This window comes from Microcoleus sp. M2_D5 (genome assembly GCF_036701935.1).
Taxonomy (GTDB): Bacteria; Cyanobacteriota; Cyanobacteriia; order Cyanobacteriales; family Microcoleaceae; genus Microcoleus.
The window spans coordinates 1-19619 of record NZ_JAUBRP010000100.1 but is presented as its reverse complement, the minus strand read 5'-3'; the positions used below and the strand labels follow the sequence as shown (position 1 = coordinate 19619).

Genomic DNA, 19619 nt, shown 5'->3' with positions numbered 1-19619 from the left:
GAAGAAGTTTTATCTCTCTGTGGTTGGGACTATATCCTAGAAGCTATATTAAGTGCAGGTTCATAGTGAATTGGTATCAGGGCGTTTTTATTGACGTAGATAAAGAGGGGGCGAGAGAGGGGGCTATAGATATTTCTCAGAACGTTATCAAGAGGAACTGGTTTAACGCATTTTCCATCCGCATTTTCAATCGCCACCCCGTTCAATTTGTCTTGGTTTTGGAGCAAGAAGGCAATTCCCAGATAGGCCACTCCCGATTTATTGCCAATCACCCCTTGAACGAGGGTATTTTGGTTGCGACTGGGGGTAAAGTCGGTACGGCTATTTTTCCTTTTACCCGTTACGGCTTGGGTGAAATAATCAAAGGTTCCTGTATCGGAAGGAGGGGCAAACAGCAACAGTTTTTCGTCGGGAAAGTCGGGATTGATTTGCTTCCAACTGGTAATCTTGCCTTCGGATTTGGCATTCCACATTGTGTCTAATTCTTTAATCGTTAGACATTTGGCAAAGTTATTTTCCTTATTAACCACTACCGCAAGACCATCAAGTGCCATCGGCAGTTCAATAAATTCGATTCCTTTGTCGGCACATTTTTTGATTTCTTCCTCTCTGATGGTGCGAGAAGCCCCCGCAATATCAAGATTTCCAGCACAAAACTTGCTAAACCCTCCCCCTGTGCCACTGGCAGCGACGCTGACTTGGGCATTGGGATAAAGTTTTTGGTATTCTTCGGCGACGGCGAGGGAAACGCTAAAGCCCACAGCACCACCATCAATACTGATTTGCTGTTCCTTATCTCCTGAATTGCCACAACTCGTCATCAGGTTGCCCATGACGATGAGAGGGATTAGGTAAAACCAACGATAAAATTTCATAGCATTTGAGTGTAAGTTTGGAAAAATGAAAGTGAATTAGGCGTTTAGGTTCAGAACTTTCCCTTAATTTGGTCAAAGATGGCACCGCTTGCAAAAAACTGCTCTTTGATCAAATGCCACCCTCCTAAATCTTGAGCATTGAACAAAGTTTTAATTGGGGGAAATTGCACCTCTGCGCTTTGAGCGATAAAGGGATTGACCGAACGGTAGCCTAATTTGGCGAATTCTTGCTGAGCTTCGTCTGAATAGAGAAAATCGACAAAGGCTGCTGCTACTTCCCTCGTTCCATGCTTATCCACGTTTTTATCAACTATTGCCACGGGATTATCGATAGAGATATTGAGGGGAGGAACAAAGTAACTGGTTTTGGGTCGGTTCGTTGCAGTTCCAGCTAAAATCACTTCATTTTCATAGGTGATTAAGGCATCTCCTTGCCCTTGTTGGAAGAATAAGTCGCTGGCTTCGCGGGCATCTTTGGTTAGGGTGGGAATTTTTTTATAGATTTTGCCCACAAAATCAAGGGCTTGTTCAGGTTCGCCTCCTTCTTGGGTTACTGACCCCCACAGACCTAAAAATTCCCAAACGCCAATACCCGATGTTTGAGGATTTGCTGCAATCACGTTTACATCTTCTCTGGCTAAATCTGCCCAAGTTTGAATATCTTTGGGGTTGCCTTCTCGGGTGACAATTGCCGCCACAGAATGACTAACTACTGCCCGTCTAGGAACTCTGTCCTCCCAGCCAAAATTAATCAAACCAGCTTCTTCGATGCGAACTACATCCAATGGGAGGGCAAGATGCACCACATCGGCTTCTTGTTTGCCGGCAATGATATCGTCGGTTTGCGCTAAAGACCCGCCATAACTGCGTTCAAAAATGACGTTTTGGTTGTGCTCTTTCTTCCACTTTTCAATAAATTTAGGGACAATTTGGTCATGAACCGCTTTCGTCACTGAGAAGGAAACTAGGTTGAGCTTGATATCGCCTTGATTAGCCCCACCCGTTGCAGAGCAAGCAGCAATTGACGTAGGTAGAATTACCCCTAGTAAAAACAAGACGATGTAGGTTTTTCCAGAGCGTCCTAGATGCTGGGCTTGTTTGAGAAATTGCCCTGAAAATCGCACCAATTGGGAACTGGCTGCGATCGCAAATTTGAGAGACTGAACGATCGAAGTCACTGAATTTTGCCAAACTTGTTGTTGATTCACCGATACTTTTTCTTTAACTACGGTATTTGTATCAAGTTTTCGTAGTTACTCTGAGGAGTATAGAGTCATCAAATTAGAGTTTTCAGTTTTCTTAATAATTTTTTAATAAACTTAAATTGTCTTAACCTACCGCTACCATGACAAAGAGTCCAAACTCACACTCGCCCGCCCTGGTCGCTAAACACTTAGAACTGACTAACTTAAAAAACCTGGAGGCAGAGCCTCAAGAAATGCGTTCCCAGGTTCTACCTGGGAACGAGAAACGATCGACGAGAAAAAAAATAGTTCACGAATTAAAGGGATCTCCTGACTTTATGGTGTAAAATGTACCTACTAATACATTTACCGTTATGAGCTTCCATTTAGACTATCTATTAGCCTTGCCTGGAGTCAGGGGTGAAAATTGTACTCAAGTTGAGGGAAAAATTTTCTTGGGACTGAGCATTTTATCAGAAGGAATTGTTTGTCATCATTGTAACAATTCTACGGAAAAACTGCATCAAAATCGACCAATTTTAGTAAGAGATTTGTCGGTTTTTGGTCGTCCTGTATATCTAAAACTCCCACGACGGCAGTTTTACTGTCGTATTTGTCAACGGTATCCCACAGAAAAATTAGATTTTTTTGACGTTAAAAGACGGCATACTCAACGATACGAACAAAATATTTATGAGCGTGTTAAAGAATCGAGCATGGAGCAAATAGGACGAGAAGAAGGACTGAGTTATGACGAAATAAAAGGAATATTTGAGCAGGTAAACAAAAAAAAAACCGAATTGGCAACGGGTTAAACGAATTGGTCTGGATGAGATAAGTATGCGCTCATGTCAAGGAAATTTTGTGACTGTTGTGAGTGACCTGGGCGAAGGTAATTTAATTGAGATGATTGATTCTCACCGCTGTGAAGAAATCATTGAAGTTTTTATGGAGCAAGCAATTGAGGTTCGCGAACAAGTTGAGGAAGTCAGTGTTGATATGTGGGGAGGATTCCCTAAAGTTATCAAAAAAGTATTCCCAAATGCCAAAGTTATTATTGATCGTTTTCATGTCATGAAAGTAGTTAATAAAGACTTAAATAAGTTACGTAGAGCAGCCGGAATAACAGATAGGCAAAGTAAATATTTATTATTAAGTAATCGAGTAAATTTGACTCAAGACCAGATTGATAAATTAGAAGTGACACTAGGAAAATCCGAATGTTTGCGAATTGCGTATGAGATGAAAGAAAAATTTAGAGAAATATATGAGACTAATTTGACGGTCCAAAAAGGGCATAATAAAATTAAAGAATGGCTAAATCATGCAGATGTATTTTTTAGAGAATCTGCATCAACAATTGAGAATCATTTTGAGGGTATTTGCAACTACTTTCTTCATCGCACAACAAGTGGAGTCATGGAAGAAACCAACAATCGGATTAAGTTGATAATGCAGCAAGGGTATGGTTTTTCTAATTTTAATAATTTTAGGAATCGCGTATTAGCTTGCTTTTCTGATTAGATAAACTTATAACCATGAGTTCAGGAGAGCCAATTAAAGCAACAAAAAAGCACCTTAACAAAAGTGCTTTCATGAATATAAACTTTCCGTGTCTGACGAAACTTTTACGAGTGATGCCGGGGAGTGCGCGCGCCGGCAGATGCTCCTACCATCGAAGCAACTAAACCCAATAGCGAGCCGAACAAAAACGACCAACCAGCTTTCGCAGCATTACCAGCAATATTGCGAGTATCCTGAGCAGTTACGTTAGGCGCTTGGTTCGGCAAATCGACCCCGCCCTGCTGTGCTTGATTAATAGCTTCTCCTGCATTCGCAGCTATGACGCCAAAAGTACCGGCCACGCCATTTGCTAACAGCCAAGAGCCAATGGTTAAGGTGGTTGCCCACAAAATTGCTCCGTTCAAAAGCGCTGTGTTGCGATTCATCGGGCCGCAAGCGCGAGCAGTTACCCAACCGCCAACGCCCAAGCTAATTAACAAACTGATAATTGACCAAATTCCGACCCCGGTACCTACGTCCCCTGCAATAGTGCGCGGAGCTCCTGAATTAGCAATGTTGCTCAAGCCGATCGCGGCGCCCAATGCACTTAACACCAGTTGTGTGGCGATCGCAATTACCAAACCCGAAAAAATCGGGCCCCACCGCACTCGATCGTGGTATTCCATCACTGAATTTACGACCACCGGTTCGGTACCAACGTTATCTACAGGTCTATTTACGTATGACATAGGTTTTTCTTTCCTCTTAGAGTTGCTTTAATTTTTAAGAATCTTTCACTTAAGCATTGATTGTGGCTGAGATTAATAAAAACTATATCTGCCTGGGGAAATAACCAGTATCTATGTCTGAAGAAAGAAACGAAAAAGTCATCAGCCCTCAGCCACCCGCTATTAGCTAATGACTGATGACTGATGACTGATAACTATTTTATCCCGTTAGAAAAGTTCCCGGATGTATACAGGAAATGCGGACGTATACAGAAAATACAGCTTAACGCAATCTTACAGCCGTTCCAACGGCAGTAATCAGCAGCAAAGCTCCGCTCGAGTCTACATTAATCGTGCCGGTGTCAACTTCCACGCCGATTACGGCATTGGCGCCGAGGCGCTGGGCCCGTTTTTCCAGTTCCGCGAGGGCATCTCGCTGTCCTTTGAGAAACACTTCCTCGTAACTGCCGGTGCGCCCGCCGATGATGTCGCGAATGCCCGCGAAGAAATCTCGCAGGGCGTTGGTGCCGTAAACCACCTCAGCAGTTACAATTCCCAGGTAAGATTGAATTTCTGCTCCTTGGATGATATCAGTTGTTGTTACAATCATCAGTTGGCCTCAATCGCGAAAATTTTGAGTGGGTCTTGTTCTGTAGATTTACTACATCTCGCCGCTCAAAGATTCCTGGTAAACCATAAGTTGTCAGCTTGCCAAGCAGACAGCAACTCGCTCTTTCATTCCACATACTCTTTGAAACACATGGCCGTGCACAAACAAAGTCTCTTGGTATTCAGTACGTTGCTAGTAGCAGGATTTGCTGTCGCAGCGCCACAGATAGCGCTCTCTGCAGAAACATCCGTTCAAGTCAACCCTCAAAATGATTCAAATTTAGATGCTCTGCTGCGACAAGGGCGCGAGTTTGTAGATGTAGGAGACTACAGTAGGGCGATCGCCATTTATCAGGAAGCGGCGCGTTTAGATACGGAAAACCCGCGCATTTTTTCTGGTATTGGCTATTTAGAAGCGCGTCAAGGCAACTATGAAGCCTCTGTAGAATTTTACCAACAAGCGATCGGTCTGGAACCGAACAATGCGGACTTCCAATACGCATTAGGATATGCTATGGCGAATTTACAAAACTACCCCGCAGCAGCCACAGCTTACCGCCGCGCCGCTGCGCTCGATCGCAAAAATGTCAATGCCCGGATCGGTCTCGGAGTGGTACTCTTTCAGCAAAAAGATTACAGCGGTTCTTTTAAAGCATACCAAGAGGCGATCGCCCTCGATCCAAAAAGTTGGCAAGCTTATTCTTCAATGGGTTTAGTATTGATCCAGCAGGGAAATTTTGCCAGTGCTGTCACCGTGCTGCAACAAGCAGCCGAACTCGCTCCCAAACAAGCAGGTGTCCAGTTAAAATTAGGCACTGCTTTGCTGCGGGCCGGCTATACTTCCGAAGGGCTAGCAGCTTTTGAAGAAGCTGCAAAATTGGAGCCCAGGAATCCAGAAGTGCAGCTAGAAATTGGCGAACTTCTCCAGGCTCAAAACGACTTCGACGGAGCGCTTATAGCTTATCAGCGGGCTATTGCGGTGCGACCGAATTTAGTGGAAGCACACGCAGGAATCGGGGAAATTCAACTGAAAAAACAAGATTTTTTAGGAGCAATTACCACTTTTCGGCGAGTGATTAGACTCGATCCAAACCGGGCAGAAGCTTATTACAATATGGGTACGGCCTTCAAAGCGCGCGATCGCAAATCCGAAGCAATTGAAGCTTTTAAACAAGCCCTCGACACTTACCGCCAGCAAGGCAACAATGATGGTGCCAAAAAAGCTGAGGCGGCGCTCCAGCAACTAAAGTAATATGTCTCAATCTACTAATAGCTAATTGACTCGCAGTTTTGAGTGTGGAGTAAGTAATTTTACTCGGCTGTAACTCCTTCCAGTCGCCGTGTTGCCAGGAAACAAGCCATCTCAAAACTGTTTCTATTCCCTATTCCCTAGACTCCCTTACCTCTTCCTTCTTTCTTCTTTCTTCCTTTGCTTAATTTTTTAATTGAATGCAGATAAATGTGGCTAAATAGAGTACAATATTAGCGCGATTTTATAACCAAGGTATTTCTGTAAGTTTAAGCAGAAATCAGGGCGATCGCACAACAGCATTTTGTCAAAGCTCCCTCTTTTGTAAGATGCTAAAGGGGCTTACTGACAATGAATCTATTTCTATTGGTAGAGACAGCCAACTTGTTAACATTTGTAAAATAAGCAAAATATCCTCTCCTTAGAACTTCATCTATGCAAACGTATGATGTCATTATCATAGGCGCAGGTCACAACGGACTCGTCTGTGCATCTTATCTGCTGAAAGCTGGATATACCGTCCTGTTGTTAGAAAAACGTTCGGTTCCCGGGGGCGCAGCAACTACTGAAGCGGCCATTCCGGAATTACCGGATTTTAAATTCAATATGTGCGCGATCGACCACGAGTTTATCCATTTAGGGCCAGTTGTAGAAGAATTAGAACTGGAAAAATACGGTTTAGAATATCTTTTCTGCGATCCAGTGGCTTTTTGTCCGCATCCCGACGGTAAATATTTCTTAGCGCACAAATCCGTTGAAAAAACTTGTGCTGAAATTGCCCGCTACAACGAGCGCGACGCTAAAAAATATGCCGAATATACAGACTTTTGGCAGCGGGCTTTAGGGGCAATGGTTCCGATGTTTAATGCGCCACCAAAATCGATCGTAGATATTCTGGGCAACTACGATATTTCAAAAATCAAAGATTTATTGTCAGTCATCGGTTCACCCGACAAAACGCTGGACTTTGTTCGCACGATGCTCACCAGCGCTGAAGACCTTCTCAACGAGTGGTTTGACGAGGAATTTATCAAAGCACCCCTAGCAAGATTCGCCGCAGAACTAGGCGCGCCTCCTTCGCAAAAAACCCTTGCTGTAGGCGCAATTATGCTGGCAATGAGACACAATCCCGGCATGGCAAGACCGCGCGGTGGGACGGGTGCATTAGTGCAAGCGCTGCTCAATTTAGTGAAAAGCTATTCCGGTGTGGTACTTACCGACCAGCACGTCGAGAAAATATTAGTTGATGATGGTCGCGCTGTGGGAGTTCGAGTTGCCAACGGCACGGAATACCGGGCGACAAAAGGTGTCATTTCTAATATTGATGCTAAGCGCTTGTTTCTGCACTTAATGGACTCCAGCGATGTTGACAGTGCCGACCCGGATTTGCGGGAAAGATTGGAGCGCAAAATTGTTAACAACAACGAGACTATTCTCAAAATAGACTTAGCTCTCAATGAAATGCCCAAGTTTGAGCGCTGGAATCATCGGGACGAATATTTAATTGGTTCGGTTTTAATTGCAGACTCGGTGAAACACGTTGAAATTTCTCACAGCGAGCCTTCAATCGGTCGAATTCCCGACTCTGACCCATCGATGTATGTAGTGTTTCCGACGGTACTAGACCCGTCAATGGCTCCCCCCGGACATCATACGGCTTGGATTGAATTTTTTGCTCCTTACCAGATCGAAAATGCTGAAGGAACCGGCCAGCACGGTACGGGTTGGACGGATGAGCTGAAAAACAAAGTTGCCGATCGCTGCATCGATAAATTAGCAGAATACGCGCCAAATATCAAAAATTCAATTATAGGGCGCCACGTGGAAAGTCCGGCAGAATTGGGAGAGCGTTTGGGGGCTTTGAAAGGGAATTATTATCACGTTGATATGACGCTAGATCAGATGATATTTTTCCGTCCTTTGCCGGAGTTGGCGAATTACAAAACGCCGATCGACGGTTTGTTCCTCACGGGGGCGGGAACGCATCCGGGCGGCTCGATTTCGGGGATGCCGGGACGCAATACCGCTCGCGTTTTCATGCACTCGCAGCAGCCTTTCGCGCAGACTTTGGCAGATGCGGCTAATACTCTGAAAGCGAAGGGTAAGTCGGTATTTCGGAGTAATGAGAAGTAAGGTTTTTAGCAACCGCAGATAAACGCAGATAAACGCAGATGAATCACATCTGCGTTTGTTTGTATTGATTTATCAGTTGGCAAGTGCGATAATTTTTTAGGGTTGATTCTCTGTGAAGGGAAAACGATTGGCGATCGCCCTCAATACCTTTTCTAAATCCTGTGAATTTTTCGGGCTTGGTGGCGACGGTTTGCGTTTCATCAAAGCTGTTAAAATATTTTGTCATCATAGAGCATCTTCCATCGATCAAATTCTCAATATGAGAATCACAAGTTAACGCTGAAAGCATTTTTGAACTTAGTATTGCAGTCAAATATATAATTTAGCAGAACAGGCAAGTCCCTGGTAGAAGTCGCTCCCCATCTCCGAATCAGGGCGCCGCCGATCCCCCAACATTTCGCATTCTGCTCAATTCATACTTTATGCGGATGAAAACGCCGGCCCCAAGTTGAGAAACTGAGAAGTGGCGTTACCCTTTTTTTAGCGATGGCAAACCGAGTTTTGATTGTCGGGGGTCGAGGACGAATTGGCAGCAGTGTTGCCCAAGACCTTGTTACTCATACCGACGCGGAAATTACTGTTACCGGACGCAACTCTGAAGCCTCTATTGGGCCGGGATTGCCGCCGGATAGGGTGCAGTATCAAGCTTTAGATTTAGCAGACAGTGCAGCGCTGCGCCAAGCGGTTTCATCCTCTAATCTTGTCGTTCACTGTGCTGGGCCTTTTCACTACCGAGACGCTAGTGTACTGAAAACTTGCATAGAAGCAGGTGTTAATTATACTGATGTCAGCGACAGCCGCAGTTTTACTCGCAGAGCTTTAGAATTGCGCGAAACTGCTAAGAATTCTGGGGTTACTGCTATTATTAACACTGGCATTTTTCCCGGTGTGTCTAATAGCATGGTGCGGCGAGATGTGGAACAATTAGATGAAGCAGAAAACATCCATTTGAGTTATGTTGTCGGAGGTTCGGGCGGTGCTGGCGTTACCGTCATGAGAACCACTTTTTTAGGATTGCAAACTCCTTTTGAGGTTTGGGCCGATCGCAAGTGGCAGCAAGTAAAACCCTACAGCGAGCGCGAAACAATTGAATTTCCCGCACCCTACGGCAACACAGGCGTTTACTGGTTCGATATGCCGGAAGCAATCACTTTGCCCGAAACTTTCCCCGTCAAATCTGTTGTGACTAAATTCGGTACGTCTCCCGACCTTTACAATCACCTTACCTGGTTTGTTGCCAAGTATTGGCCGGCTAGCTGGCTCAAAAATAACTCCGTGATTGAATTTCTTTCCTACGTCAGTTACGGGATGACCAGTGTTACTAATAGTTTTAGTGGGGTTGGTGTGGCAGTGCGATCGCAAGTGACCGGTCTCAAAAACGGTCAACCCGCTAAAGTTTGCTCGACAGCGATACACCCCAGTGCTGCTGTCGCTACGGGCATCGGTACTGGCAGCATAGCTCAATTAATGTTAGAAGGAAAACTAGAAAAACCGGGCGTTTGGTCGGTCGAACAAGCTCTTTCTACTGAGCTATTTGAACGAGCTATGCAGAACAGAAAACTAGACATAGATCGGGTTGTTTTGTAGTGAGTTAGGTTATTTATAGCAATTTAAAATCTTGGGAAATGGGATTTTTGCCAGAACTGCGAAGACGCGAAAGACGCGCCGAAAAAGAAGATTCAATGGCTTCGTAATTGATGATAAAACCCCTAGATAGGGTTCCTCGCAGGAATTGCGATCGCCCCTGATAGGAGATGAGTTTCGCTTGTATAACTAATCTATCTTTTGGTAGAAGTAATAAGAACAAGCAGGCGCTTAAGATATGGGATGTCACGGGAAACATCCCTTTTGGCTCGCTCTAGATGCGGTAGCTGCGACAAAGATTGCGCTTGAACCAAGGTTGTCAGTGTGCGATCGCAGTGAAGGGGTGACAAACACCATAATTTTTGCGAAAAAATACGAGGAGAAGTTGATATGAAGCGGGTTTTAAAAGCTCTAGGACAAACATTGAGCCAAAGCATTTTGCTGGTCTGTACCCTGGCGTTCATTGGTTTGCTAAGTCTAGCGATAGTACCGAGTCAGGCTGCTTACGCAGGTCAAGACAGAACTCAGGCGCAGCCAGAAGCTAAAATTACTGACCCCGCAGAAAGTTTCGAGGATCTCAATCCCCAAGCAGCTTACGAAGAAATAGTCAAAACCTCTCAAAATCCTGCAACGGTCGAGAAAGCTTACGACGAAAGCTTAAAGGAGTACAAGGGAGAACACCCGCAAGAAGGCATAGTTCAAAAAGCTGAAGAGTTGATCGAAAAGGTAACTGGCAACTAATAAATCAACAGATTTATATCTAACTCAAGTTGCTGGTAAATAAACAGCTTCAGTGAATAAACAAGGGAGCCGAGTTTAGAACTCACTTGAACATCACGATCTAGGGTGCGCCTCGGCGCACCTTATCGCTTGAGAGTAGCGTGTAAAACTCGTTTTTGAGTCGAGAAGTATTTGCTCGTTTCCTTCCTTTTGAAGCTAGCAGCTTCATCCTTAAGGCAGATGAATAGATATGAAGTTAAAAGGTAAATTTAATCATAGTTACAGTTAGATAAAAGGAAAAAATATCATGAGCGATGACAAAAAAACGGTACATGAACCAGATGCTAACCTAGATCCGCTTTCGGGGGAAAAAGGGGCTCATCCAGTAGGAACGGGTATTGGTGCGGCGAGTGCCGGTGCTGCGGGTGCTGCGATCGGCGGTGCCATCGGCGGGCCTGTAGGAGCAGTTGTGGGCGCTGTTGTGGGTGCCTTTGGCGGCGGTTTGGCGGGCAAAGGTGTGGCCGAGGCGATCGACCCCACGGTAGAAGATGCTTACTGGCAAAGCAACTACAGTTCCCGTCCTTACGCGGACACTAGCGCGACTTACGAGGACTATCAGCCTGCATACCGCACGGGTTATGAGGGATACACCCGCTATGGCGCTACTGGTAAGAAATACGACGAGATCGAACCGGATTTGCAGCGCGACTACGAAACAAATCGCGGTAAGTCTAATGTGACTTGGGAAAAAGCTAAGCACGCCACGCGCGACGCTTGGGATCGGGTGGAACGGGCTGTTCCTGGTGACATTGACAAAGACGGCCGCTAAGGGCTTACGCCAAGTATTTCTCAGTCTTGGAGACACACAAACTCAAGCATTCCGGTGATTTTTAGCCGGGTACCGGAATGGAGAGAAGTGTTTGATAAAAAAACCCGGCTGCTGCGTCTGAGACTGTTGTTGATAGGTTGCAAAGTTTTTAACGCGAGTTTAGCGAAGTTTTTGGGGATTTTCAGCCCCTCTCTACATCGGAGAGGGTATTTTTATGCTCCCTTGAAATCGCATTTTTCAGCACGATTTTTATTTCACAGGAGTGTTGGCTGTGAGAGCACGAAGGAATGAGAATTAAATAACTTACACTCTTGAAAGTGGGGAGTAGGGGTTGGGCGTCCCGCCCGCCATTTTTGGACGGGCGGGACGCCCATCCCACCATAACAATTAAAATTGTAAGTTATTGAATTCGGGCTCCTAAGCGAGATGTATAGGCAAAGCTTTGGGGGACGATCGCACTCCTAAAAAATGCTTTTTATAAAATAGCGATGCTTCCGTTTGAGATTAACATTTTTTTTTGACTGTTAGCCTTAAAATTAAACTTATTCAGGACTGAGGCATCGATCGCATATTTCTGTCATTGTTCGCGATGCGCTTTCTTCAATCCGAGTCGGATTGTCAAGCGTCGGTGGCTTCAACTCCGATAATTGTTAACCTAAATACTCTCATTCAAAATTGGTATTACTTGTGGATGAAATGTTGGAAAGAGCTTGGACACTCAAGCAAAATTTAATCGACTTTGTGCTGGATGCTGAGGGAGAGTTGGCGGTAGCTTTGGAAGCTTATGCAGCAGCTCGATCGACCGGCGAGCGCTACGATATTGCTCAGCAAAATCAAGTGATTGACAGTTTTACCATCGAAGGTAAAGTCGGAGAGAAAACGCCGATCGACTTATTTGTCGAAAGTCAGCCGGATTTAACCGAGAGCGATCGTAGCTTGCTCGAAAGTTGGGAGCACAGAAGCTTCACTGGCTTATTTGAAATCACTCAACTTTCCCCCGACAGGTTTGAACTGATGAACTGGCTGACGGCTAAGCACTACGTTGTCAAGCCCAACAGTCCTAATTTTCTTGCAGAAATGTCTCGCTTTAAGTTAGGAGAAATCTTGCTGGCTCGGATTTCTCCCCTTACCGATGACTGGTGGATACTTTCGAGCTCTCCCATCCTGAAGGGGAAATTGGGTAAGCCGAAGTTGGCGGTGGCGATCGGTAATTTCAAGCAAAATCACAAAAATAATTTGTACAGCGATGCCCCGGAATTGTTAGAGCAAGCTTGGCAGTCAGTAGAAAAGTACCATGAAGATTTTACCGAATTTTTTGGCAGTGATGAAGTAACGCTATCGGGGTATCACCTGAATAAACAGTTGGCTCAATTTCAGGAATTCATCACTAAAAAACGCCTAGCTGATATGGGCGTTGATGGAAGTAAATCTCTGGCGGATATCGTTGAAGATGCCGGAGTCGATCGAGAAGAAGTCAAAGCAGCCGCCATCGCCGCAGCAGGTGCCGATGCTAGCGCAGTTGAGGTAATGCTTGACAGCAATGCTAGTTCAAAAATGGTAATGCCGAAAGTCGAATTGCCCGATCGCTTTAAGAAAGCCGAACAGGTGAGTGCATTTTCTCATCCTCGCTGGGGACAAACCTTTTTGTCTACTTACGCTCAATTTACTGCACTGCTAGCAGCCGAAGACTTTTCAACCGTTCCCGGTTACGAAAAGCTGGTGCGTAACTATCTCGAAGATCCTGCAATTAATGTCTGGATTTGGCAGCGGTTAGCTAAAGTTAATCCAGCGAAATTAGAACAAATTTTGCAAACTGTATTGCAACGTACAGACTTTCAGCTCGATCGCGATTTAGATGCCCTGCTGCAAGAGTTTAAAAAACCCTTAGAACCCGAACTCCCGGAAATTGCCAGCGTTCCCCTGCACCTGCACAACTTATTTCAGGAAGCTTTAGGCGAAGTTAATAAGTCAAAATCCAAGCCACAGGAGAAAAAGAAAAGCTCTAAGGGCTTTAAATCCTGATTTTAGGAACAGGCCGAAAAGCCTGTTCCTAATCTCCCTACTGGCATCAGAATCTCTGCACTTCACCGTAAAATTACTTACTCTATCCCATCTAAAATTTCAACTCTCAAATCGATTGACCGAAGTTGAAAAACCCGGAATATTAGTGCTAGCAGGGACGCTCGCACTGCAACTCGAAAAATTATGATTCCGATGAAGCGCGGAAACGAGATCGGTCGTGTTTAATTCACACTTTAAAAATCACAACTATTTTCAGTAATATAACTGAACTCAATATTTTTTTGTTCGCTCAAACTTGGTGGAATTATCCATCTGTGTCAGCGCCGAGGGATTGGCATCGAAATTAAAACTCTACCGCTAAAATTCAAGATTTATTTCTTTTGAAACTTGACGAAAACAAGGTGGTATGATGGGAAATATAAAAAAATAGTCTTCATAAGTTTGAGCGCTGACTACAATGATGCAAAATCTATTGAAACACGTGCGGGAATTGCAGGGACATATTGAGCAACTACCTGTAGATAAACAGGCGATTTTAACAAGCACTTTCGAGCATTTGTCCGCATCTTTACAAGAATTGGCTGCAGAGTTTCAGTCGCTTTTGTTGTCTAAACAAGCCCAAGTCAAGTTAGAAAGAATTAACAGCAATTTAGACATTAAAGTAGCCCAGCAAGCTGCTACTATCAGACATTTAGAGCAGCAGTTAGAGCAAAGCCAGATGCTGTACAAAAAGGTGACTCAGGCACTGACAAAAGGGGAATCCCGACTGCAAAGTCTCCTGCGAAATTCTTCCGATTTGATGACAATTCTCGAAGCAGACGGACGCATCCGAGACCAAAATTCGATCGCAGCAGAGCGGATGTTAGGCTACAATCTAGAACAAAGAATTGGCGAATTCCAAGACGATTTGATCCACCCAGACGATCTTCCTGTTTGGCAAGCATATTTTGCCAAATTACTCAAACAGCCAGGGATTGCACCGCCTGTAGAATATCGGAAACGCCACGCTAACGGTTCTTGGGTGTATTTAGAAGTCATTGGTAACAATTTACTCCACGATTCCAGCATCAACGGCATAGTCATCAATTCCCGCGATATCACAGAGCGCAAGTTCTCAGAAGCAGCTTTGAAAAAATCGCAAAAGCAAATCGTTAATATCTTAGAAAAAATCACAGACGGCTTTTATGTACTCAACCGCCAGTGGCAGTTTACCTACCTCAACGCGAAAGCAGAGCAGTGCTGGCAAAGAGGGCGTCAAGAACTTATAGGTAAAAATATTTGGGATGAGTTTCCTGATACAGCCGACACGATTTTTTTCAAGCAGTTTTACAGAGCGGTATCTGAGAACGTTAATGTTAAATTTGAAGGATATTACCCGCAGCTAAATATTTGGTTTGAAGTCGAGGCTTATCCCTCGGAAGAAGGTTTATCGGTGTTTTTTCAAAATATAACCGATCGCAAAAATGCAGAAAACGCACTGCGAGCATCAGAATCGCGCTACCGTATTCTCTCGCAAATGACTTCAGATTTTGCCTATTCTTTTAAAGTATTGCCTGACAATACCTGGGCCTGCGAATGGATGACTGAAGCTTTTACTAAAATTACGGGTTATACTCCCAAAGAAATCGCAACTTCCGGCGGTTTACAATTCGACTGCATTCATCCCGACGACCTAGAAATGCTGCTGGAACAAATGCAGCTTCGTTCATCTAGCCGCAAGGAAGTAAGCGAGTATCGAATTGTCACCAAATCCGGTGAAATCCGGTGGCTGTGGGATTGTCGGCAAGTTGTGTGGGATGAAGTCCAGAACCGCGCTGTCGGCATTTATGGTGCTTGTCAGGACATCACACAACACAAGCTGGTAGAGGCTAAATTGTGCGAAACCAATCAAGTTTTACAAGGCTTAATTAAAACTTTGCCGCTGGCAGTTGTCGGGGTTGATAGTAATGCTTTGGTGACGGTGTGGAATTCTGCGGCGGAGCGAGTTTTTGGCTGGAAGGAGTCTGAGGTTGTGGGGGAGCTTTTGCCCATCGTCCCTAGCGATGAAAACGTAAATTTTTATGCGATGTTTCAGTCAGAATTGGCAGGGGAAGCGCAAGTTGCGAGGGAATGTCGGCGGCGGCGGAAAGACGGTTCATCAATTGATGTCTGTATTTGGACTGTACCGATGCGAGATGCTGAGGGCTTGACTTCTAGCACTATCAAGATAGTTTCTCAGATTTCAGAAGCAAACGGAATCGAGGAAAATATGGGCAGGTTGCAATCCCGCAGAGATCGACTAGAACCATTTTGGGCGCGTTATGTCAATCTTCCTGCGGGAATTAAAAATTTACAAACAACCTGAAACCAAAGTCTTGTGGGGTGGGCACTCTTAGCCCGCCCCAAAAATACAATTTAGATGCGGGACACCTTAGCTTCGCGTTTTTTTAATCTTCGACTTGCCTAACAGCCATGCGTTGCAGTGGCAGACTGAGTATGCTGGAAACTGTCAACAAGTAAGATAGAACCGTGGTCAGCTTCAGACTTGCCAACAACCAGTTGTCCTCCGGCAGAGGCATCTTTAGGGCCAAGACAGACATGGAGTAGACTATTGAGTAAACAAAACTCATCTTAATTAGGATTTCTTCGCTTAAAGTGCGATCGTCCCTTGGCTGCGATTTGCGATCGCTCAGCAAAATTAGACCCGCAATAGAAGCCACACAAGAAACCATAACGAGATAGTCATGCCAGTTAAGCTCAACCATGTTCTAAACTCCGCTTTTATCCGAATTTTTGGAATCAGACATCAGTCTAAAAGATAAGTTTTCCCGGTCAAAGCAATAGTTACAAATTGAAACAGCCGCAGTTACAAATCGCAATGAAAATCAACCGCAACCAGCAGCCACAGACTCGTTTAGTCAGTCGCCAAGGACAATTACCCTTAAATATTGTCAAGTTGGGAGTACCTCGCCTGCATTTTGCAGACCTCTACCACAGGCTGCTAACTCTTTCTTGGCCTCGATTTTTCATCCTGATTTGTCTCTCCTATACAGTCACAAATTCTTTATTTGCTTTAGCTTACTTGGCGGGAGGAGATTGCATTGCTAACGCGCGATCGGGTTCTTTCCCAGATGCCTTTTATTTCAGCATCCAAACAATGGCGACGATCGGCTACGGCTCTATGTATCCGCGCACGGATTACGCTAATATTATAGTCGCGATCCAAGCGCTTTTTGCTTTGTGGGGAGTCGCGATGGTGACGGGACTGGCTTTTTCGAGATTTTCCCGACCAACAGCTAGAGTTATCTTCAGCCGCGTAGCTGCGATCGCTCCTTTCAACGGCGTTCCAACTCTAATGTACCGCACGGCAAATCAGCGTTTCAACCAAATTTTAGAAGCGCAGCAGCGAGCTACTTTTATCCGCGACGAGGTAACAGCGGAAGGAGAATTTATGCGGCGTTTTTACGATTTGCAATTAGTGCGGAGTCACTCTCCGGTTTTTGCATTAACTTGGACGGTTATGCACGCAATTGACGAGACCAGTCCTTTGTACCAACTTACTGCCGAAGATTTGATGGAACAGCAAGCGGAAATTGTAATTACGTTAACAGGAATTGACGAAACAGTTTCGCAAACTATTCACGCGCGACATTCTTTTGTGGCGTCTGAAATTATGTGGAATATGCGGTTTGTAGATATTCTTTTGAAATCGGCGACGGGAGGGCGGGTGGTTGATTATACTCGGTTTCACGATGTAAAGCCTGTTGAATGAAAGTTTTGAGTTAGCCACCAGTGCTAGAATACCTGTATGGCAAAAAAAAGTTAATATTTATGAACTCAATAACTGCAAATACGACACTGAAAGAATTGCAACCGCAACTCTTAGCTTTAACTCCCGAAGAGAAGGCTCAAGCTATAGAATTACTAGCCCAAAGTTTAAGAAAATTTTGGTCGGGTATTCAAAAGACTCCCGGCGTGTGCGGTGGCGATGCTTGCATCAGACAAACGCGAATTCCTGTTTGGGTGCTGGTGAATGCTCGCCGTTTAGGTATTTCTGAAGCTGAACTCCTAGAAGACTATCCGACTCTGCGTGCCGCTGATTTGGCGAATGCTTGGGCTTATGCTGAGGCATATTCTGATGAGATTGAAACAGCAATTCAAGAAAATGAGGAAGATTGAAAAGTGGCGCGTTTCTATGCAGATGAACAATTTCCGAGGCGGCTTGTGGAATTGCTGAGGAGTTTAGGTCACGATGTCCTTACCGTACAGGAAGCAGGAAATGCTAATCAAAAAATTCCTGATGAAGAAGTGTTAGCTTTTGCAGTGAGCCTTGACCGCGCTATTTTAACGCTCAATCGCCGTCATTTTATCAGGCTGCATACATTACAACCAGACCATGCTGGTATCATTGTTTGTAAAGATGATTCAAATAGGGATAGGCTGGCTTTACGCATTAATGAAGCTATTGCTAATCGAGAATCAGTGAGAAGTTTACTGATTAGAGTTAACCGTCGTTCGGAGTGAGTAGAAGTGATAAAATACCTTGGGTATGGAATTCAAAACACTAAGGAGTGTCATGGGTGGTGCCGCCTGTATCCGAAAAACGCGGATTCCTGTTTGGCTGTTAATAAGCTATCGCCGTCAAGATGCCACCGATGCTCATATTTTAGAAGGTCATCCCGATCTCTGTGCAGCAGATTTGGTGAATGCTTTTAGTTATGCTGAGGCATATCGTGATGAGATTGAAACAGCAATTCACGAAAATGAGGAAGATTGAAAAGTTACAGGTTTCTATAAAAATAAACAAAAAACTCCTTGTACTATGCGAATAATTCATACTGCTGACTGGCATTTAGGGCGGCGTTTCCGAGGGATCGATCGCACTTTTGAAATTGCGATCGCCCTGGAACAGATTTTGAAGCAAGCAAAAGCCTTGGATGTCGATGCTGTGCTCGTCGCCGGCGACATTTTCGACGTGCCCAACCCTCCCGCTTACGCCGAACGCATTGCTTATAACTTTTTCTGCGAACTCCAAGCAGCAGGAATTCCCGCAATTGCGATCGCGGGTAATCACGATTCGGCATCCCGCATCGACAGCATCGCGCAATTGCTTTCCCTCGCCGGTGTTCGCGCTTTAGGCAAACCCAGGCTTTCCGCAGACGGCGGCACAATTACTCTCAATACAAAAAGCGGTAAACTTTGTGTGGGAGCAATGCCTTTTGCTTCCGAACAAAGACTGTTAGATGCTAATTCTCTCTGGCAGTCTGGCGATGCCGATCGCCGCAAAGATTACCGCGAAATCGTAGCATATTTAATCGAAGATTTAACCAGGGATTTTAGAGACAATACTGTCAATATTCTCATGGGACACATGAGCATTGACGGCGCTCGATTGGCTAAATCTGAAGTCGCTTATTACACGCGAGAAAAATACCTGCTGTCATCGCAAACTCTGCCCCCAGAAGCTCAGTATATCGCCCTCGGACACATCCACATTCACCAGCGGGTTTCAGAGACTTCTGGGGCTTATTATTCCGGTTCCTTGATTCAGTTAGATTTTGGAGAAGCGGAACAGGAAAAAGGATTTTGTTTGATAGAAGTTGAGCCGGGAAGTCAGGCAAAGGTCGAATTTAAGCCTGTGGCTTGCCACAAGCCGTTAAAAGTGCTTAAATGTCATAACGACAATCTCGATGAAACTTTAGAAGCTCATCAGTACCATCCGGGCTTCTTGAAAGTAATTGTCGAACTAGACAGTCCGCAAATCGGACTTGCCGATCGAGTGCGCCAAATCTGTTCTCAAGCGCTGTTAATTGAACCGCGCTATCGGGATGCAGCGCTAGAAGCAACAGAAATAACTAATATCGATCCCAATAATTTCGATCCGGCAGCAGAGTTTTGCAACTATTATCAAAACCGCTTGGGAACGACACCAAAACCGGCAGTATTAGAGGAATTTAAAAATTTGTACAAGAAGTTTAAGGAAACAGTTAATAATTAAATGGGTAAAAAGATACAATCCCAAATCAAAAATCCCAAATTAACTTCCCGACTCCGTTTGGAAATATCCAGAGGCTCTGCCTCGCGCTTTAATAGAAAAATTGGAGGCAGAGCCTCCGAATCTGTGTTAGGATCGCGAATTAAATAACTTATAATTTTAATTGTTATTGTGGGATGGGCGTCCCGCCCGTCCTTAAAGAACGGGCG

21 protein-coding genes are annotated in these 19619 nt (G+C 44.8%); 14 read left to right on the top strand and 7 right to left on the bottom strand.

Going from position 1 to position 19619, the window contains the following annotated elements; translation table 11 throughout:
• Positions 1–29 precede the first annotated feature (29 nt).
• Both QUA50_RS26880 and QUA50_RS26875 read right to left on the bottom strand, forming a co-directional pair.
• Positions 30–875 (bottom strand): PstS family phosphate ABC transporter substrate-binding protein, encoded by an 846-nt coding sequence (locus tag QUA50_RS26880; protein WP_333259458.1) that lies wholly within the window; start codon positions 873–875, stop codon positions 30–32.
• 50 nt (positions 876–925) lie between these two features.
• Positions 926–2083, bottom strand: a complete 1158-nt coding sequence (locus QUA50_RS26875) for a sulfate ABC transporter substrate-binding protein (RefSeq protein ID WP_333259455.1) — start codon at positions 2081–2083, stop codon at positions 926–928.
• A 350-nt stretch (positions 2084–2433) separates the two neighbouring features.
• Between QUA50_RS26875 and QUA50_RS26870 the strand changes: the two genes are divergently transcribed.
• Together QUA50_RS26870 and QUA50_RS26865 are read left to right on the top strand one after the other, a co-directional pair.
• A complete protein-coding gene (locus QUA50_RS26870) occupies positions 2434–2874 on the top strand; it encodes a transposase family protein (protein WP_333259452.1) in 441 nt (146 codons plus the stop codon).
• 25 nt (positions 2875–2899) lie between these two features.
• The gene (locus QUA50_RS26865) at positions 2900–3583 is read left to right on the top strand and encodes a transposase (protein ID WP_333259449.1); all 684 of its coding nucleotides are present in this window, start codon (positions 2900–2902) and stop codon (positions 3581–3583) included.
• Between the two features lie 104 nt (positions 3584–3687).
• Here QUA50_RS26865 and QUA50_RS26860 read toward each other — a convergent pair whose 3' ends face one another.
• Entirely contained in the window at positions 3688–4311 is a 624-nt protein-coding gene (locus QUA50_RS26860) for a hypothetical protein (RefSeq protein WP_333259447.1), read from the bottom strand.
• Positions 4312–4573: 262 nt separating this feature from the next.
• On the bottom strand, positions 4574–4900 hold the full coding sequence (locus tag QUA50_RS26855; protein ID WP_172184303.1) for a YbjQ family protein: 327 nt from the start codon (positions 4898–4900) through the stop codon (positions 4574–4576).
• A gap of 150 nt (positions 4901–5050) precedes the next feature.
• Between QUA50_RS26855 and QUA50_RS26850 the strand changes: the two genes are divergently transcribed.
• Entirely contained in the window at positions 5051–6151 is a 1101-nt protein-coding gene (locus tag QUA50_RS26850) for a tetratricopeptide repeat protein (protein ID WP_333259444.1), read from the top strand.
• 432 nt (positions 6152–6583) lie between these two features.
• Positions 6584–8281, top strand: coding sequence for a beta-carotene ketolase CrtO (gene crtO / locus QUA50_RS26845; RefSeq protein WP_333259442.1), 1698 nt, complete (start codon positions 6584–6586; stop codon positions 8279–8281).
• 43 nt (positions 8282–8324) lie between these two features.
• On the opposite strand, the gene QUA50_RS26840 is transcribed toward crtO, so the two are convergent.
• Positions 8325–8594 carry a hypothetical protein gene (locus QUA50_RS26840; RefSeq protein ID WP_333433675.1) on the bottom strand — a complete coding sequence of 90 codons (270 nt, stop codon included), beginning with the start codon at positions 8592–8594 and terminating at the stop codon, positions 8325–8327.
• Positions 8595–8767: 173 nt separating this feature from the next.
• Between QUA50_RS26840 and QUA50_RS26835 the strand changes: the two genes are divergently transcribed.
• The 5 genes from QUA50_RS26835 (at position 8768) to QUA50_RS26815 (ending at position 15780) form a co-directional block, all read left to right on the top strand.
• Complete coding sequence (locus tag QUA50_RS26835) at positions 8768–9868, top strand: saccharopine dehydrogenase NADP-binding domain-containing protein (RefSeq protein WP_333259435.1); 1101 nt, start codon at positions 8768–8770, stop codon at positions 9866–9868.
• 387 nt (positions 9869–10255) lie between these two features.
• Complete coding sequence (locus QUA50_RS26830; RefSeq protein ID WP_333056741.1) at positions 10256–10606, top strand: hypothetical protein; 351 nt, start codon at positions 10256–10258, stop codon at positions 10604–10606.
• A 286-nt stretch (positions 10607–10892) separates the two neighbouring features.
• A complete protein-coding gene (locus QUA50_RS26825; RefSeq protein ID WP_333259432.1) occupies positions 10893–11414 on the top strand; it encodes a hypothetical protein in 522 nt (173 codons plus the stop codon).
• Between the two features lie 696 nt (positions 11415–12110).
• Entirely contained in the window at positions 12111–13436 is a 1326-nt protein-coding gene (locus tag QUA50_RS26820; RefSeq protein WP_445243194.1) for a hypothetical protein, read from the top strand.
• A 457-nt stretch (positions 13437–13893) separates the two neighbouring features.
• Positions 13894–15780: a PAS domain S-box protein gene (locus tag QUA50_RS26815; RefSeq protein ID WP_333259426.1), complete on the top strand. Its 1887-nt coding sequence runs from the start codon at positions 13894–13896 to the stop codon at positions 15778–15780.
• Between the two features lie 82 nt (positions 15781–15862).
• Here QUA50_RS26815 and QUA50_RS26810 read toward each other — a convergent pair whose 3' ends face one another.
• Positions 15863–16180 carry a hypothetical protein gene (locus tag QUA50_RS26810; protein WP_333259423.1) on the bottom strand — a complete coding sequence of 106 codons (318 nt, stop codon included), beginning with the start codon at positions 16178–16180 and terminating at the stop codon, positions 15863–15865.
• Between the two features lie 113 nt (positions 16181–16293).
• Between QUA50_RS26810 and QUA50_RS26805 the strand changes: the two genes are divergently transcribed.
• From QUA50_RS26805 to QUA50_RS26785, 5 genes are read left to right on the top strand one after another with little or no spacing between them, the layout of a single operon-like run.
• On the top strand, positions 16294–17187 hold the full coding sequence (locus QUA50_RS26805) for an ion channel (protein ID WP_333259419.1): 894 nt from the start codon (positions 16294–16296) through the stop codon (positions 17185–17187).
• A gap of 59 nt (positions 17188–17246) precedes the next feature.
• A complete protein-coding gene (locus QUA50_RS26800; RefSeq protein ID WP_333259416.1) occupies positions 17247–17594 on the top strand; it encodes a DUF433 domain-containing protein in 348 nt (115 codons plus the stop codon).
• 3 nt (positions 17595–17597) lie between these two features.
• Entirely contained in the window at positions 17598–17939 is a 342-nt protein-coding gene (locus QUA50_RS26795; RefSeq protein ID WP_333259413.1) for a DUF5615 family PIN-like protein, read from the top strand.
• A gap of 25 nt (positions 17940–17964) precedes the next feature.
• Positions 17965–18192 carry a DUF433 domain-containing protein gene (locus QUA50_RS26790; protein WP_333259410.1) on the top strand — a complete coding sequence of 76 codons (228 nt, stop codon included), beginning with the start codon at positions 17965–17967 and terminating at the stop codon, positions 18190–18192.
• A 45-nt stretch (positions 18193–18237) separates the two neighbouring features.
• A complete protein-coding gene (locus tag QUA50_RS26785) occupies positions 18238–19413 on the top strand; it encodes an exonuclease SbcCD subunit D (RefSeq protein WP_333259408.1) in 1176 nt (391 codons plus the stop codon).
• On the opposite strand, the gene QUA50_RS26780 is transcribed toward QUA50_RS26785, so the two are convergent.
• Positions 19410–19619: hypothetical protein (locus tag QUA50_RS26780; RefSeq protein WP_333433674.1), on the bottom strand; the 210-nt coding region annotated here is incomplete at its 5' end. The genes QUA50_RS26785 and QUA50_RS26780 overlap by 4 nt on opposite strands.